Raw genomic sequence first — 16,629 nt, 5'->3', positions numbered from 1 at the left:
CTCTCCGGCATCGCGACAGCCTCCCACACCTTTGGAGGCTGATACGGCCGCACGCTTGGCCCACCAATCTTCGGCGAGAGCAAGCCGCTGGCGGCGAGCGCATAATCGCGAATCATCTCGCCATCCATGCGAAACCGTGGGCCGCGCGAAAGCAGACGGTTCTGTGAATCTTTTTCGAGCTTCTCGGGCGCCAATGCGGCCGATTGCCGATACGTTGCCGACGTCACGATCAGGCGGAAGAACTTTTTCACGTCCCAACCCGAGTCGCGGAACTCGACTGCCAGCCAATCGAGCAGCTCGGGGTGCGACGGCGGCTCACCCGCCGAGCCGAAATCTCCGGCCGTGCGGACGATCCCCGTGCCGAAAATCTCTTGCCAGAACCGGTTCACCGTCACCCGTGCCGTGAGCGGCTGCTCGGGGCTCACGAGCCAGCGGGCCAGCCCGAGGCGATTCTTTGGCGAGTCAGGCGGCATCGGCGGCAGCGCGGTGGGAGTGTCCGCCTTCACCGCATCGCGATGCTTGTCGTATTCGCCCCGATACAAAACGAACGCCGTCGGCTCCATTTTCTTCTCTTGCATGACTTGAGCGACGGCGCCGCGGGTCTTCATCGCCTGCTCTTCCTGTTCGAGTCCGGTGAGCCGACCGACGAGTTCTTGCGTCGGCTTGTCCTCGGCCGCGAGCCACCAGCCGAGCAGTTCGTCGGTTTCCTTCGGCGTTCGTTTCGATTTGCTGACCAACCACGCAGCGCGCGTGGCTTGGGCCAATTGAGTCGCCTCAGGGGTTGACAACGCTCGGCTGTAGATTCGCACGTCTTGAATCAGTGCAGCGTCGAGGCGAGATGACTTATTGCGTTGCGCGATCTTGAAGGGGACGGTGGTTCGAGTGGTGCTCTTTAAGCGATCCACCATCACCTGCGTCGGCTGGGCGATGCCGTTGATGTAGATTTTTAGCCCATCGGCCTTTCGCGAGCCGTCATAGGTGACCATCAGGTGGTTCCAGTCGCGAGGGTTGATCGTGCTGTTCGAAAGGACCTTGATGGCGTCTTTGTCCCATGAATTGATCAGATGTGCCCCGACGCGGCCGTTCTCGATCCACAGGTCCCAGCCGCGATAGTCGTGCTCGTCGTCCATGCGGGCAAACACCGAGCCGAACTGGCCCCCTTTCGTGAGCTTCACCCAGGCGGCGGCCGAGTACGGTTGGTCCAGGTCGAAGTCGCCGGCCTCGGCGATTTCGAGGGCCTCGCCGGACTTGCTCTTGAAGCACTGCTCGGCGATATGCCCGGCATCCCAGCCGACTCCCGAGCTTGCCGCGAGCGACCGCTCCTGTCCGTCGAACGTCATGCTCAGCGGCTTGCCCTTTCCTTCACTGAGCCGGGCCTCCAACTGCAAGCTCTCGGTCGGCACCATGGCCGCGATCTTGTCCGCCGACGCGCCGGCCACCCATTTGTCGAAATCGGCGCGGGCGGTCATTTTCCGCTCGTCCACTTCCTTGCGGAGGGTCGGCGATTCGGCCGCAATTTCTTTCCAGCGCGGCCGGTCTTCCGGCTGCGGAACGAAGATCACCGGCGGCGTGTCCTTCACGTTGCCATCCATCCCGGCCTGCGGTGTGTTGTTGAAAAACGCCGAAAGCTGATAAAACTCCTTTTGCGGGATCGGATCGAATTTATGGTCGTGGCAGACCGCGCAGCCGGTCGTCAGCCCCAGCCAAACTTGCGACGTCGTTTCCGTCCGATCGCGGGCGTACAGCACGAGATACTCCTCGGGGATCGCGCCTCCTTCGTTCGTCGTGATGTTGCAGCGATTGAAGCCCGAGGCGATCTGCTGCTCCAGCGTGCGGTCCGGCAACAGGTCGCCCGCCAATTGCTCAATGGTGAATTGATCGAACGGCTCGTTGCGATTGAAGGCGTTGATCACCCAATCGCGGAACGACCACATCTCGCGATAGTTGTCGAAATGGATGCCGTTGGAATCGGCGTAGCGGGCGGCGTCGAGCCAGTAGCGCGCCTGGTGCTCTCCCCAGCGCGGCGAGGCCAGCAAGCGATCGACATATTTTTCGTAGGCGTCTGGCGAGGTGTCGTTAAGAAACTGCTCGACCACTTCGGTCGTCGGCGGCAGGCCCGTGAGATCGAGCGCCGCTCGGCGGGCAAGCGTTCGGCGATCGGCTTCCGGGGACGGTTGCAAGCCGTTCTGCTCCAGCTTCGCCAAAATGAATCGGTCGATCGGGTTCTTGACCCAACCTTCGTTCTTCACCGCCGGCAACTCGGGCCGCTTAGGCGCAATGAACGACCAAAGCGGCTGATACTCGGCCCCGGCGGCGACCCAGCGCTTGAGCAAATCTTTCTGGGCCGCGGTGAGCGTCTTGTGCGAAGCGGGGGGCGGCATCATCTCGTCCGGATCGGTCGAGAAGATGCGGTGGATCATCTCGCTCTTATCGGGCTGGCCCGGCACGATCGCCCCAGCCTTGACCGCCACCTCGCGGCGATCAAACCGCAAATCCGCTTTCCGCGCGGCGCTGTCCGGACCGTGGCAGCGGAAGCAAGTCTCCGAGATAATCGGCCGGATGTCGCGATTGAACTCGATCTCGGCCGCCCAAGCCGCGGTCGGCAAGAGTGCTCCGACCACTGCCAGCATCGCTCTGGGTAGCAATATCTGCATCATCAATCTCTCCGCGGTAGACTGAAGTCCGAAGGGCGTGGCCCGGAATCAGACTCCATGATAATCCCCAAAAGCCCATCAGGGGAATCGGTCCACGTTGTCAAGAGTGGTCGGGAATTCGGCGGGGTTCTCTCAATGGCGTGAAGACCTTCCCAAAATCCCACACCGGGGATATTCAAGCTACCACAAACCGCCGCCGCGAGTCAAATCTCTCGTCGGATAGGTAGTGATACCGGTGGTGGGTTTGTCAAGGAAAAAACAGCTTTGCCAAGATGAGGATGGTGCCGACAAAAACGACGAACATCCCAACATGGCAAGATTCGATGTGACCCGTAATCACGCCGACAACGGCCATTTCATATCCGGCATAGAAACATCCCAAGCCGATCGACACTTTCAAGCTGGCTTTCACGATCTTCGCGAAAACCAGGCTGACGCCAATTGCGATGAGCGCTTGCAGAGCTATCCCGAATGGATTCCCCATGCTGGCTATTATACCAGGGCATGAAACACCCTGCCGGGATTGCCTGTGTGTTCGCAAGGCCGGCGAGCCATCACCCTATCTTTCGAAACGGGCGCCACAGGTCGCTGCTCAACCGTTTGGAAGGCGGGTCAAATCTCGAAACCGCGCGACGTTGGCACGATTCTTCGCTATACTTTGTCACTTGCCAAGTGCCACTCGCTCCAATGCTCGACCTCCGGCTGGCCGGCCATCCCGTCGCAATCGACGCGGGTAACTGGGGCGACCTCCGACCTCTGACCTCCGACCTCCGACCATGTGGCTTGTTTCCGTCGCCAGCGTGCTGCTCATTCTGCTGATGCTGATCGACGCCTTCGAGGCCACGGTGCTGCCGCGGCAGGTCATGCACCGCTTTCGCTATGCCCGGTTTTACTATCGCAGGTTTTGGGCTATTTGGCGGATCGTCGCGCTCTTGATCCCGAAGGGAAAACGTCGCGAGGCGGCGCTCGCTTGGTTCGGGCCGATGTCGCTGTTGGGGCTGTTCGCCAATTGGGTGGTGGCCCTGATCGTCGGCTTCGCGCTCTTGCATTGGTCGCTGGGCACCGTCATGCACACGTCCGACGCGATGCATCCCGTCGCGGCACTTAACTTCTCGACTTATGTTTATTGGAGCGGAGTCACGTTCTTCACCCTCGGCTACGGCGACATAACTCCTATTTCGCCCCTAGGCCGGTTTTTGGCAGTGGTCGAGACGGGAATGGGGTTTGGATTTCTGGCCTTGGTGATCAGTTACATGCCGGTTGTGTATCAGGCGTTCTCGCGGCGCGAGGTGACGATTTCGCTCATGGACGCCCGAGCCGGCTCGCCTCCCAGCGCCGGCGAGGTGCTGCTCCGGCTGGCCCGCACCGGCAACATGGCGGTCGCCGACCAATTGCTGGCCGAATGGGAGCGCTGGTCGGCCGAGTTGCTCGAGAGCCACCTGTCGTTTCCGCTGTTGGGCTATTATCGTTCGCAGCACGACAACCAGTCGTGGCTGGCGGCGGTGACGACGATGCTCGACACCTGCACTTTTCTGCTCGCCGCCGTGAAGGGCGTCGATCCGTATCGCGCCCAGCTCACGTTTGCGATGTCGCGGCATGCGGTGGTCGATCTGTCGCTGGTGCTCAAGCTGCGGCCGAGCGACTTCGCGCCGAATCGCCTGACGACCGACCAGCTCGGCCGGCTCCGGGAGCAATTGCTCGCCGAGGGCCTGCCGATGCACGAAGAGTCCGTCGCCGAGGCAAAGCTCGCGGAGCTGCGCGCGACTTATGAACCATTCGTTCACGCCCTGTCGCGGTACTTCCTCTTCACCGTCCCGGCGATCGTCCTAGACCACCCGACCATCGACAACTGGCAGCGCAGCGCCGGCCGCCGCGCGCCGGGGCTAAGCGATCTGGCCATTAGCGAGGCCGAGGAGCATTTTTGAATTCTTTGCCTCGGCACAGATGAACAATTGTACGGGAACACCGGCTCACGTTCTTTCCGCGCAGGCCGCACATAGCAGATCGACGGTCTCATTGGTAAAGGTCGCTGAAAAGGTGGCGCGACGGCAGCGGCTGCAAGACAGCGGCTCGAGTTTCTTGAGCAGCGAGTTCCAATACAGGCGGTATTCGCGGACCGCTTGTTTCCGCTGGATCACGACGGGGACGACGAGCGCCGGAAGACGGACCCTGGCCAAGACCACCGGTCGCAATTCGGCCCGCAGGGCGTAGCTTTCGTTCATTTCCGCCAGCTTGCGACGCAACTCGAGATCCACCGCCCGCTTCTTGGCGGCGATTTCCTCGGGTGATGGAGCCGCCGCCGCGCGCCGCTTCGAGCCGTTCGCTTCGCGCGATAAGGCTCGATAATAATCCTGCAATCGCTTGCGGTCCCGTTCCAGCCGCTGTTCGATCCGGCGGACGAACTCGGCCGACGTCATGATCAGTCGCCGCTTCCCTTCGGCGATCGCCGTGGCAAAGGTGGTCGGTTCGTCGGGCGCACGTGCCGGGTCCTCGCCGAGTATGTCCGGCTCCTGAAATACGTCCGGCAATTCGATGATGGCTTGGCTTTCCGTGTTCACCCCGAAGCGGAACATCGCTTCCCATACGTCCTCCGACCGCAGCGAGCCCAGCAGCGTCCACCGGTGATATTCGACCGTTGCCGGCTCGGCCTCGCGCCATTTAGCACGGGCGTTTTGCCAGCCGAACGTGTGGACGATTCTGTCTGTTAGGTCGCGGCTGGTGAGGTACCGTTCCGAAATGCAAAACGAACCGTCACGCGGGACGGCTGCGCTCAGCACGCGGGCCGCTACGTCGAGAAACTCGCCCCCGAGACCGACTTGCAGCGTTTCCGGGGCCGCCGTCAAGCCTAGCGAAAACTCTTCGCCCGGCAGTTGCGCGGCGGTCGCCACCTCGAGCGGCGTCACGACCGAACCGGGAATCTCCGGCACGGGCCAATCGGCGACGCCGCCGCTGCGTTCGAACAGTTCAATGGCAAACACCTGCAAATCGTGATCGAGGGCAGTGACGGACATGGTTATTGAAAATCCTCGCCAAACAAGGCTTCGTCCAATTCCTTGGCTTGCACGTATTGTTCTTGGGCTTCGAGCAGTGTTTCGCCCAGCGTCGCGAACGACTGCTCGAGTTCGGCGTCGTCGCGAGAACGGAGCCAGAGATTGAGCACCAGCGACTCGAACTGATCGCCCTCCTCCAGGTTGCCCAAGATCGAGCCGACTTCGCCCACGACCAGCTCGAACATGCGAATTTTCTCGTTCAGCACGTTCAGAATGCGGGCTTCCAACGAATTGGCCGTGCAGAGGTTGAAGACAAACACCTCGCGCGTCTGGCCGAAGCGATGCACGCGGCCGATCCTTTGTTCAATCTTCATCGGGTTCCAGGGGAGATCGTAGTTGATCAGCGTGTCGGCGAACTGCAAATTGCGTCCTTCGCCTCCCGACTCCGTGCAGAGCATGATCGGCAGGCGGTCGCGAAAGGCGGCAACGGCTTCGTCTTTTTCGTGGGCCGTCTGCTCGCCGGAAAATACGGAAAACGCCAGGCCCTGCGCCTGAAGCAGCCCTGCGATGTGGGCGAGCGTTCGGCGAAAGTTGACGAAGATCAGCAGCTTATGCCCTCGTGTCTGCTGGACCAATTCCAGCAAACGAGCGTCCTTTGCTGACTCCCCGATCGACGCGGCCAAACGGGCTAGCACGACAACCTCGGGATCCGAGCCTGCGATCCGCTCCAGCGACATAGACACGGCCATCGGGTGACTGCCCTGCGCGGCGAGCAAGCTGCTCAACTGCATCCGCGAAACCGGCGCCGCAGACCCGGTGACGGAACCGATCGCATGGGCGGTGGGATCAGGCTCCCCCAAGTCGTCCGCCGCGTCGTCGTCGGTCGGCTCGACACGGTTCACCTTTCCGCCGTTCACCAGCCCGCTGCCGCGCCTGCGCAAAAATTCCGTCAGTTTCCGATATAGCTCGGCTTCGGCCTCCGCGGGCTTGGCCAGCACGGTCTGGGCATAGCGCGGCGGAAGTTCGAGTTGCACAAGGCTCCTTGTGTTGCGCACCATCACTTCGCCCAGCAACGAACGCAGTCGTTCGCGGTTGAGCGCATCGCGCGGATTGCCGCGTTTGACATACTGCCTCTTGAAATCGGATTCGGTTCGCAGGTGGCCGGGGACCAACAGCGTGAGCAAGTTGTAGAGTTCGAGCAGATTGTTCTGGACGGGGGTCGCGGAGAGCAAGAACATGAACCGCCGTTGCAGCGAGTTGACGAGTTGCCAATTCAGCGTCGCCCGGTTCTTGCAGTGGTGAGCCTCGTCGACGATAACCAGATCCCAAGGCTGAGCCGCCACGATCGCCGATCGCTTCTTGACCTTCACGAATGCCAACGATGCCAGCACGCGGTCGTGCCGCGACCAGAACTCGGCGCGATCGGCCGTGACGCCCTTCGGAATGGTGAACTCCAGGTCGAATTTGCTGCTCAACTCCTCGTGCCATTGCGAAACGAGCGGCGCTGGCACCAGGATCAACACGCGCCGCGCCATGCCGCGCAGCAGATACTCGCGGAGCAGCAAACACGCCTCGATGGTTTTGCCTAGACCGACCTCGTCCGCCAGCAACACCCGGCCCCGAAAATGCCGCAAGACCTTGCGAACCGTCTCGATCTGATGCGGCAAATGCTCGACGCCGTGCAAACCTTCCAGACAGAGCAATTCGTCGAACCCGCGCAGCAGATTCAGCCGAGCATGTTCCTGATGCAGCCAGAGGTCGCGCGGATCGGCGGTGCGATGCCCAGGAAGAAGCGGCTCCGCACGAAACGAAACACGGATTCCGCCGGGAGTGATCCAATGATCCGCGGACGTATTCGCGATTTGCGGCTGCGAGTCAATTTCGGAGCCGCTGGGGTGTCCATGCAAAAAGGTCTGCGAGGCCATGAATCCATTCCCCTCGAAGAACGAGTCCTTGTCCTGCAAAGATGCCGAAGAGAGGACTTGAACCTCCACTCCCTTACGGGAACTAGCTCCTGAAGCTAGCGCGTCTGCCAATTCCGCCACTTCGGCTCGAAGTGTGCCAACTCAGATTTATAGGCCGCAGTCGGATCGCATTCAAGGGCGCGGCGAAAGTCCGCGGTTGGGCGAGGGTCTCCGGACCCCGCCCAATCGGCGACCGCAGGTCTCCGCGACCCGTTCTCGCGTCACTGGAGACCTTCGGTCGATGCATGCGGCTCGGTCGGAGACCGGCCACAACGGCCGACCAGCCGTAGCGCGAAGGTCCTTTACATCGATGCGGTCAATTCTCACAATGGCCGCAACGTGCTGTCATGGATTTCACGTGTCGGCGGCCGCGCTCCACTTGTGGGTCGCGGCTAAACGAGATTATTTCCGGCTTCAGAACTAAAACTTATGCTCCGCATTGGCATCGCCGGCATCGGCTTTATGGGCATGATCCATTACCTTTGCTACCAGAAGGTGGCCGGGGCGAGGGTCCGAGCGCTTTGCGAGAAAGAGCAGAAACGGTTGGCGGGCGACTGGCGCGGCATCAAGGGAAACTTCGGCCCTGCCGGCACAATGATGGACCTTTCCGGCATCGCGACGTATCGCGAGCTGGATGAAATGCTCGCCGATCCGCAGATCGACGTGGTGGATATCTGCCTGCCTCCCGCGCTGCATTGCGACGTGGCCCTGGCGGCCCTTGCCGCGGGGAAGCATGTCTTCTGCGAGAAGCCGATCGCCCTGCGGCCCGCCGACGCAAATCGGATGGTCGCCGCGGCGGAAAAGGCGGGCAAGCAACTGCTCGTCGGTCACGTGCTGCCCTTCATGCCCGAGTATGCCTTCGCCTATCGCGCGATCCGCGACGGCAAATATGGCCGTTTGCTCGGGGCGCAGCTCAAGCGAATCATCTCCGATCCGCTCTGGTTGCCGGATTTTTATGACCCGCAAAAAATCGGCGGCCCGCTGCTGGACCTGCACGTTCACGACGCGCATTTCATTCGGCTCGCCTGCGGGATGCCGACGGCCGTCTACAGCCGTGGCCGGATGCGCGGCCAGGTGGTCGAGTTCGTGCAGACGCAATTCCTGTTCGACGATCCGGAGCTAGTGGTCGGTGCGGTTAGCGGCGCGCTTGCGCAACAGGGGCGGTCATTCACCAATGCGTTTGAAATCTACTTGGAAGGGGCGACGCTGCTCTTCGGTTTCGCCGTGATCGGCGACCAGCCGCACGTCGCAACGCCGCTTACCGTGCTCGACAATAAGGGTAAAGTTGAGCGTCCGAAGCTGGGCAGCGGCGATCCGCTGGATGGATTCGTCGCCGAGTTGAAGGAAGTGGTGAAGTCGATCCGCACCGACCAGCCATCGTCGATCCTAGGGGGCGAACTTGCCCGTGATGCGGTGATTCTTTGCCAAAAGCAGACGCAATCAGTCGCCAGTGGCCGGCTGACGCGGTGCGTCTGATGCTCTCGCGCCGAATTCCGCGCAAAACGATTGTTCCGATTGTGCGGTTGGCGCCGATCGTGTGCGTAGTTCGGAGAGTGCGGCGTCTTTCGATGCCCGCGGTTCCGGTGGTTCTAGTTTTGCCGACTTGATGACCGCGCATCGCGCGAACGGCATGCGTAACGGGCGGTTTCAATCAAACCTTCCGATGGCAACGGACGATTCGGTTCTATGAGATAAACTGGGTGCAAACGCTGGCGCCCCCCGCAACACGTGAGTCCACGGTTGACCTATGGATCGAAAATGCGTGACTCGCGCGGCACGGCTGCTGGTGCCCGCTTTCGGGATTTGGTTCAGCGTGGGCTGCGGCGGGCCCGCGCCGGAGCCTCCCGCGGCGAGGGCCCCGATGCCGGCGGCGCATGTGTTTGCGGTGCAAGCGTACGGCGAAGTTCAAATGCTCCCGGTTGCGATTGAGCCTGCCAATTCAATGGATAGTGCTCTGGGAAAGTCTAGTCATGGGCAGTCGCGCGTAATGCCCGTGGGCTACCCGGCGGCGGCCGCGGGCGATGTCGCGGGCGAACCGCTCCGCGTGCATCTGGCGCAAGTACGCCCGATCCCTCTGCCTGATGCCCCAGACCTCGCAGGTCCGGGAAATGAGATCTCGTCCGTTGCAAAAAATGCAGTCGTGGCCGCGGCATGCGGCATATCGGACTCGATACCCACGGTGCATCGGCTTCCCCCCGCGTCCGACGGAGCGATGCCGAAACTGAGTGACGGCGCGATGACTGCGGGACCGCAGCCCGCCGACGCGCGCTTGGCAGCCGCTCCCAAAATCGAATCGCAACGCATCGAACTTGGATTCGCGGAACGAACACCCGAGTTCGTGGCAATCTGTCGACAGGTCGACGCGCTCAACCGTCACGGATTTGAACTAGCTCAACGGGGTGCGATCTATTCGGCTTGCCAGGAATACAAGCAATCACTCCAAACAATCGCCGATGCGCTCGATGCTCAGCACGCCAGCCGCGCGCATCGGCGGATGCTGGCGGCCGGGTTCAAGGCTTTGGACGAGGCCGAAGATTTCGGGGTTGGCGACATCGGCTCGGGCGCGGAAGTCAGTGTGGCCGAAATCGCACGCTCTCATCAGACGCCTGTGCTCAAGGGGGAATTGAAGGCCGATTTCAACGCTCAAGCGGCGATGGGGCGCTATTTGACCTATGCTCAAGAACAATTGGCGGGATCGGTTGGCGACGTTTCGCAGGGATCGGCCGCGCTGTTCGGCTTAGGCAAGGTGTACTCGGCCCCCTCGGCCGCTCACGGTCCCAAGGATTCGTTGGGCGGAGCGAAGGCGGTTGTTTTCTATCAGGCGTCGTTGATGGTCGACGGCCGGAACTTCATGGCAGCCAACGAACTCGGTGTGGTCCTGGTGCGGTTCGGAAGGCTGCCCGAGGCGCGAGCGGCATTTCTTCATAGCTTAGCCATTTCACCCCAGCCGATCGTCTGGAGCAACCTGGCCGCCGTGCATCAGAGCCTCGGCGAGAATGAGTTGGCGGAGCGAGCGCGACGGTCGGCAATCGCGGCCGCCAATCAAACCGGTAGCGGAGCGGCGCTGTCAGCCTACGACGTGCAATGGGTCGATCCAGCGACGTTTGCCCGCTCGAAGCCGATCGACGCCGACCCGATCAATCGAGTGGCAAGCAGCAAGCAGGCCGCAAGCGGCAAATGACGATCGAGTTGCACGTTGCAGGCCGCAACTCGATCGGCGCGAATGGGATCAGATAGTCGCTCCCTTGGGGAGCGCAGTGACTGACGCAGAAAAGGGTTGTTGCCATGAGTTGGGTCGCCTGTTTCGGTACCGCCACGAGCGAATTGCTCCGCAATTGGCCGCGAATACGCGCGGCCGGCATTGCCGCGGCTTTGTCGGCAGCCGCGGTCGCAGGCCTGAAGGCTTTGCCCGTCGAGGCTCAGCAACCGTCCGGGTCGTTTTCCGTCGAGGCTTGTGGCCCCTGTGGCTCGTTTCCTTCCTGCGTCCCTTGGCAGCCCGGGAATTACGGCGAATATGTCGACCATCCGCGATTGGCGCACGTGCCCGTCTATCGGCTGCGCGTCGATGACCAGCTTCGCTGCGTCTACCGTCTGACCCGCGCCGAGAGCTACGGTCCATACGAACTGAACGTCGGCGACGAAGTTCAGGTCGAAGCGCTTAACGCTCCGGAATTGAATCGGTCCGTGATCATCCAACCCGACGGCAGCATCACGCTTCGGTTGCTCGATCAAATAAAAGCCTCGCACCTCACGCTTGTCCAGTTGCACGACAAATTGGAAAAGGACTATTTGAAGTTCTACAAGAATCCCGCGATCACAGTCACGCCAATCCGCGTCAACACGAAGCTCGAAGACCTGCGTGCGACGGTCGACGCTCGCGCCGGCACCGGCGGGCAAGGGATCGACGTGCGCGTGACTCCCGACGGCACCGTTAGCTTGCCCGCGATCGGCCCGGTGCCGGTGCAAGGGCTGACACTCGACGACTTGAAGTGCGAGATCGACGCCCGCTACGCGGCGGAAATCCCGGGTATGGAAGTGACGCCCGTGCTAACGGCTCGCGCTCCGCGGTTCGTGTTTGTGTTGGGCGAGGTGCATTTGCCGGGAAGATTCGTGCTCGATGGGCCGACGACCGTGATGCAGGCGATTTCGATGGCCGGGAGCTGGAACGTGGGTGCCAACATCAAGCAGATCGTCGTCTTCCGCCGCGGCGACGACTGGCGGTTGATGGCGACGATGGTGAATATGCACTCCGCGCTTGGAGGGAAGAACGCCTGCCCAGCCGGCGAGATTTGGCTCGGCGATTCCGACGTCGTGCTGGTGCCGAAGAGCGAGATTCTCAAGGCCGACGATTTCATCAGCCTGGTTTTCACGCACGGGGCCTACGGCGCCTTCCCGTTCTCGACGAGCTACTCCGTCGGCTCGCTCTCAACGGTGAGATGAGCGTCGCTGACGCGCGGCACGTCGCGCCTATTGGTCCGAATACACGCGGGTGCTGCCTTCCTTCGTGATCGGCTGCCGCGTCTCGTCGGTCATCAATTGCACTTTGACGCGCAGGTCGCCGGCCTGGAGGGCTTGGGCGCGGATGCGGAAGGTGGCGTCGGCCTTGGGCGAAAGCCGCGCGAGTGGCTCGAATTGCACGCGATGGTCCTCGACCGTCTCTCGACTTGGACCCTCCGCTCGAGTTGCCTTGAGTTCGGCCGGAAAAATCGCCGCGATTTGCACATTGCTGGCTGCTTTCGATCCCTGATTGACGACGTGAATCTGATAAGTCGTTTCGCCGCCGATCTCGATCGCTTCATCGGCCGCCTGGACGTCGAACGCCAGAGAGGCTAAACCTTCGACCACGACCGTTTGTTCCTTTTCGTCGCTCAACCCCTGGCGAGCCTTCCCTTGAACCTTCATCTTTTGCTCGCCCACCTCGATCGGCACGGCCACCAAAGTGACGGTCCCCGATTCAGTGGCTGGCAGTTCTTCGAGGCTCCAACTCACAGTGTGTGTGTTGGGATCGTATTGGCCCGAATTGTTTGCCTTGACGAATTTCAGCCCCTTGGGCAATTGGGTGACGAGCTGCACGTCCTTGGCCGGAGCCGTTCCCGGATTCGAGACTGACACGGTGTAGGTTGCCTGGCGCTCGAGATACCGCTTCGAGGGGCCGGTCATTGCCACGGCCAGCGCGGGAGCGATCACGTCGAACTCGGCCTTTTCTTCCGCTTTCAAATTTCCCTCGGCGCGCGCCATGAGCGAGTTGGTGACGCGGCCGGCTTGGGCGGCATTGAGCGTGAGTTCGATTTGGCGCGACTCTCCGGGCTTGAGAGTGCCGACTTCAAATTCAAGCTCGCTTCCGGCCGGATGCCGCAAGCCCGCGGGAACCCGCTCCGAGAGCACGACCCCGCCGGCGGCGCCGCTGCCGGGATTGCTGAGTCGAATCGTGAGCGTGGCGTCGTCGCCAATCATCACCTGTTTCGGACCGGAGACTTGCAGAGCCAACTGTGGCTTCGTCGCGACCGTGCGCGCGGAGGCATCGGCCCGGAATGTGACGCTAGCGACGCTGCCGATCTCTCCTTCGGTGATCGGGAGCAGGTCGAGCTGTGCAACGACCTGATCGCCCGGATTCAGCGTGCCGAGCGACCAGACCATCTCGCCGCGCGGTCCTTGCGTGGCGGCCGGGGTCGTGCCGACTAACTGAGTCCCTTTCGGAATCTCGTCGTGAATCTCGACTCCCTGGGCCGTCACGCTTCCCGTATTGCGAACCTTGATCTCGAACTTGGCCGGCTTGCCGACCTGAACTTCAGAGGGCGCGACCTTCTCGATCATCAACTGAGGAGACTGTGCGCCCTCAAGCTGCTTGATGCCGGGGCGACCGGCGCCTTCGGTCGTGGCTACCGTTTCGGCGGGCGCCGCGTCAGTGACTGGCGGACGGAACGCATTGGCCGGCGCGCCGCCGCGCTTCATGACTGAAATCGTTGCCGCAGCATCGGCAGCGCCGGCGGAGCCAGCGTAGGGCCCGCTGTGCGTGCCAGCATCGCTATCTGCGGCGTTTCTTGCTTCAGCGCGCGGCAGCGGCTTCGCGCCGTTCGCCGGAGGAGATAGCGAAGGACCGACCGCTGGATCGGGATTGACGGCTTTTGATTCGCGATCCTCAAATGCCGGCGCAGGCCCAGCGGCTGCCGCGGAGCGAACGTCGCCGCGGATTGGATTGTTGTAGCGACTGCCCGCGGTGAAGACCGAGCCGCTATCCGCTGGCGACGACGTGGATCGCGTCGAATGAGAATCCGAGGATGAGTCTGAATCGCCTGGCAGCACGGCAACCGTCTTCGCGCCCGGGAATCGCTCCGGCACGTCAGACGAGCGCTCTGGCAAGGCCGCCGCCGAACGATCCCGCACGTTAAACGGGTCATTTGGTTCGGTGCCATGTTTGCTGGTCGGCGGCGCGCTGTCCGCGGCATCATCCGTTGGCCGCAAAGTCTGGCTGACACGCTGCGCGGGCCGGTCCTCGACCGAAATGATTCGGGCAGTTGAATCCGGGCCAAATCGTCCTGATTCGCCGGTGCTTTGTGACTGTGGAGCGACGCCGTCGGGACTGTCGAACGGCGCCGAACTCCGTTGAGCCTGGGCGATCGCGATGAGCCCCAGAACAACGACTCCCGACAGCGCGGACAAACGCAATAGCCAGCGTTTCATGGGCTGGGTCCCCGTGAGAATAAGCGAACCAGAATTGGAATGCCCGACCGATATTCGGGCCAAGGAAATGCGCAAGCCCGCCCCGCGGCGGCAACCTGCCTTCGGAGCGGGGTAAGTACCAGAATGCCACGCGCGAGAAAAGAGCAGTTTCGTTCACGCGACGCGATGGAACGTCCGCAGATTGCGCAGACTTCGCGATCGGGGCCGTCGTCACTCCACCGTCACGCTCTTGGCCAGATTCCGCGGCTTGTCGACGTCGCAACCGCGCAGCACGGCAATGTGATAGGCCAGCAGTTGCAGCGGAATCGCCGCGACGATCGGCTGCAAGAAATCTTCCACCTCGGGGATCTGGATCACGTCGTCGGCCAATTCGGTGACGCGAGTGTCCCCTTCGCAGATCACGGCGATCACCGGGCCGCCGCGGGCTTTGATCTCCTCGAGGTTCGACATCACCTTGTCGTACACGAATCCGTGCGGAATCAGGAACACGCTGGGAGTGTGCTCATCGACTAGGGCGATCGGTCCGTGCTTCATCTCGGCCGCTGGATAGCCCTCGGCGTGGATATAGCTGATTTCCTTGAGCTTGAGCGCCCCTTCCAGCGCGGCGGGGAAGTTGTGCTGCCGGCCCAGGTAGAGGAAGTTGTTGCAATGGCAGTATTTGGCGGCGATTCGGCGGACCTCGTCGTTGGTCGCCAGGGCTTGGCGAACCTGGTCGGGCAGTTTGTGCAATGCCTCGATGATTCGCAACCCCGCTCCGAAGCTCAAATGCCGTAGCCGGCCAAAATAGAGGGCTAAGAGCGCGAGCGTCACGCATTGCGACGTGAAGGCCTTTGTCGAGGCGACGCCGATCTCCGGACCCGCATGCAGGTAAACCCCGCCGTCGGCCTCGCGGGCGATCGAGCTGCCAACCACATTGCAGATCGCCAAAGTCGGATGTCCCTTGCGCTTCACCTCGCGCAGGGCCGCCAGCGTATCGGCCGTTTCGCCGCTTTGCGTGATGGCAAAGAGCAGCGTGTCGCGATCGAGGGGCGGATTTCGATAACGCAATTCGCTCGCGTATTCGACTTCGACCGGGATGCGGGCGAACTCTTCGATCAAATACTCGCCGACTAGCGCCGCGTGCCAACTGGTGCCGCAGGCCGTTAGCACGAAGCGATTGGCGTTGCGAAGCTGCTGGGGCGTGAGATTTAGGCCGCCGAAAACCGAAGTCGCTTCGTCTGCACTGAGCCGACCGCGCATCGCGTTTTGGAGCGATTCCGGTTGCTCAAAGATCTCCTTGAGCATGTAGTGCGGATAGCCGTTGAGCTGTACGTCGCCGGCGCTCATTTCCAAAGTGCGGACACGGTGCTTCACCTGCCCCTGATCGCGATGAATGACGCGGAGTGAATCGGCTGTCAGCACAGCCAGTTCGTGATCGGCCAGATACACGATTCGCTCGGTATGGCCGACCAGCGGCGAGGCGTCGCTGGCCAGAAAATGCTCGCCATCGCCGACGCCGATCACCAATGGGCTGCCCAGACGCGCGGCAAACAGCACATTGGGATAGTCGCGAAAGATGATCGCCAATCCATAAGTTCCTTGAAGTTGTGCGAGAGCTGCTTTGATGGCGCGAACGAGATGACTATATTGCGGCGCGGCGCCGGCGGTCTCAGCCGTTTCGGTTTCGCCGTCTTGCTTCTCAAGGCAACTTGCGATCAAGTGAGCGATGATCTCGCTATCGGTCGCCGAGCGAAAGATGAAGCCCTCGCCTTCCAAGCGCTCCTTGAGCGGGCGAAAGTTTTCGATCACGCCGTTGTGGGCAATCGCCAGCACATGCTGTCCGCCAAGATGGGGATGAGCGTTTTCGTCGGTCGGCGCGCCGTGAGTGGCCCAACGAGTATGGCCGATGCCGATCGAACCGGGGGCCGGATGGTCGGCCAGCTTGGTTTCGAGCAGGTCAATTCGCCCGGCCGATTTGACGACAGCGAATTTCCCTTTTGGCGTGATCGTGACCACGCCGGAGCTGTCATAGCCCCGATATTCCAACCGCCGCAAACCTTCCAAGAGAAAATCCACCGCTTGCCGATGGCCGACATATCCGACGATTCCACACATAGTTGCGATTCCCCTATTTGACCGCCCATCACGAGAGCCTGATCGTTCGCTCGGTTCCTGAAGTCCTTGATGCAGTATAGCTTAACGGTCGAGATTGGACCGTAGCTGAATTCGCAAGAACTGGGTATTTACTTGACTCCACCGGACACTAGTGGTTGTGGTCCGATCAGGCGATCGAAGGGGACAGGGCCGATTTGCAAGGCCTGTTGTGCCAAGCGGTAGAACAGTTTGCCGCGCGAGGCGGAA

Annotated in this window: 10 protein-coding genes and 1 tRNA gene; 4 read left to right on the top strand and 7 right to left on the bottom strand. The window is 61.7% G+C overall.

Going from position 1 to position 16,629, the window contains the following annotated elements; genetic code table 11:
- On the bottom strand, positions 1-2,654 hold a 2,654-nt coding region (locus VGY55_25570; GenBank protein ID HEV2973360.1), incomplete at its 3' end, for a DUF1549 domain-containing protein.
- A 247-nt stretch (positions 2,655-2,901) separates the two neighbouring features.
- Positions 2,902-3,138, bottom strand: a complete 237-nt coding sequence (locus VGY55_25565) for a hypothetical protein (GenBank protein HEV2973359.1) — start codon at positions 3,136-3,138, stop codon at positions 2,902-2,904.
- Between the two features lie 292 nt (positions 3,139-3,430).
- Here VGY55_25565 and VGY55_25560 point away from each other — a divergent pair, with 292 nt between their 5' ends.
- Positions 3,431-4,579, top strand: a complete 1,149-nt coding sequence (locus tag VGY55_25560) for a potassium channel family protein (protein ID HEV2973358.1) — start codon at positions 3,431-3,433, stop codon at positions 4,577-4,579.
- Between the two features lie 45 nt (positions 4,580-4,624).
- Here the strand turns inward: VGY55_25560 and VGY55_25555 are convergent, their stop codons facing one another.
- The 3 genes from VGY55_25555 to VGY55_25545 form a co-directional block, all read right to left on the bottom strand.
- A complete protein-coding gene (locus VGY55_25555; GenBank protein HEV2973357.1) occupies positions 4,625-5,665 on the bottom strand; it encodes a hypothetical protein in 1,041 nt (346 codons plus the stop codon).
- Between the two features lie 2 nt (positions 5,666-5,667).
- Positions 5,668-7,569, bottom strand: coding sequence for an SNF2-related protein (locus VGY55_25550; GenBank protein HEV2973356.1), 1,902 nt, complete (start codon positions 7,567-7,569; stop codon positions 5,668-5,670).
- Positions 7,570-7,611: 42 nt separating this feature from the next.
- A tRNA-Leu gene (locus VGY55_25545) sits at positions 7,612-7,695 on the bottom strand.
- Positions 7,696-8,037: 342 nt separating this feature from the next.
- Here VGY55_25545 and VGY55_25540 point away from each other — a divergent pair.
- The 3 genes from VGY55_25540 (at position 8,038) to VGY55_25530 (ending at position 12,048) form a co-directional block, all read left to right on the top strand.
- Positions 8,038-9,084, top strand: coding sequence for a Gfo/Idh/MocA family oxidoreductase (locus VGY55_25540; GenBank protein HEV2973355.1), 1,047 nt, complete (start codon positions 8,038-8,040; stop codon positions 9,082-9,084).
- 736 nt (positions 9,085-9,820) lie between these two features.
- Positions 9,821-10,789, top strand: coding sequence for a hypothetical protein (locus VGY55_25535; protein HEV2973354.1), 969 nt, complete (start codon positions 9,821-9,823; stop codon positions 10,787-10,789).
- Between the two features lie 104 nt (positions 10,790-10,893).
- The gene (locus VGY55_25530; GenBank protein HEV2973353.1) at positions 10,894-12,048 is read left to right on the top strand and encodes a polysaccharide biosynthesis/export family protein; all 1,155 of its coding nucleotides are present in this window, start codon (positions 10,894-10,896) and stop codon (positions 12,046-12,048) included.
- A 27-nt stretch (positions 12,049-12,075) separates the two neighbouring features.
- Here the strand turns inward: VGY55_25530 and VGY55_25525 are convergent, their stop codons facing one another.
- Both VGY55_25525 and glmS read right to left on the bottom strand, forming a co-directional pair.
- The gene (locus VGY55_25525; protein ID HEV2973352.1) at positions 12,076-14,289 is read right to left on the bottom strand and encodes a hypothetical protein; all 2,214 of its coding nucleotides are present in this window, start codon (positions 14,287-14,289) and stop codon (positions 12,076-12,078) included.
- Positions 14,290-14,499: 210 nt separating this feature from the next.
- Positions 14,500-16,383: a glutamine--fructose-6-phosphate transaminase (isomerizing) gene (gene glmS / locus VGY55_25520; protein HEV2973351.1), complete on the bottom strand. Its 1,884-nt coding sequence runs from the start codon at positions 16,381-16,383 to the stop codon at positions 14,500-14,502.
- Positions 16,384-16,629: the final 246 nt, after the last annotated feature.

The organism is Pirellulales bacterium, assembly GCA_035939775.1.
In the GTDB taxonomy this organism is placed as follows: Bacteria; Planctomycetota; Planctomycetia; order Pirellulales; family DATAWG01; genus DASZFO01.
The sequence above is the reverse complement of the archived record's forward strand: the minus strand, read 5'-3'. Positions and strand labels throughout refer to the sequence as shown.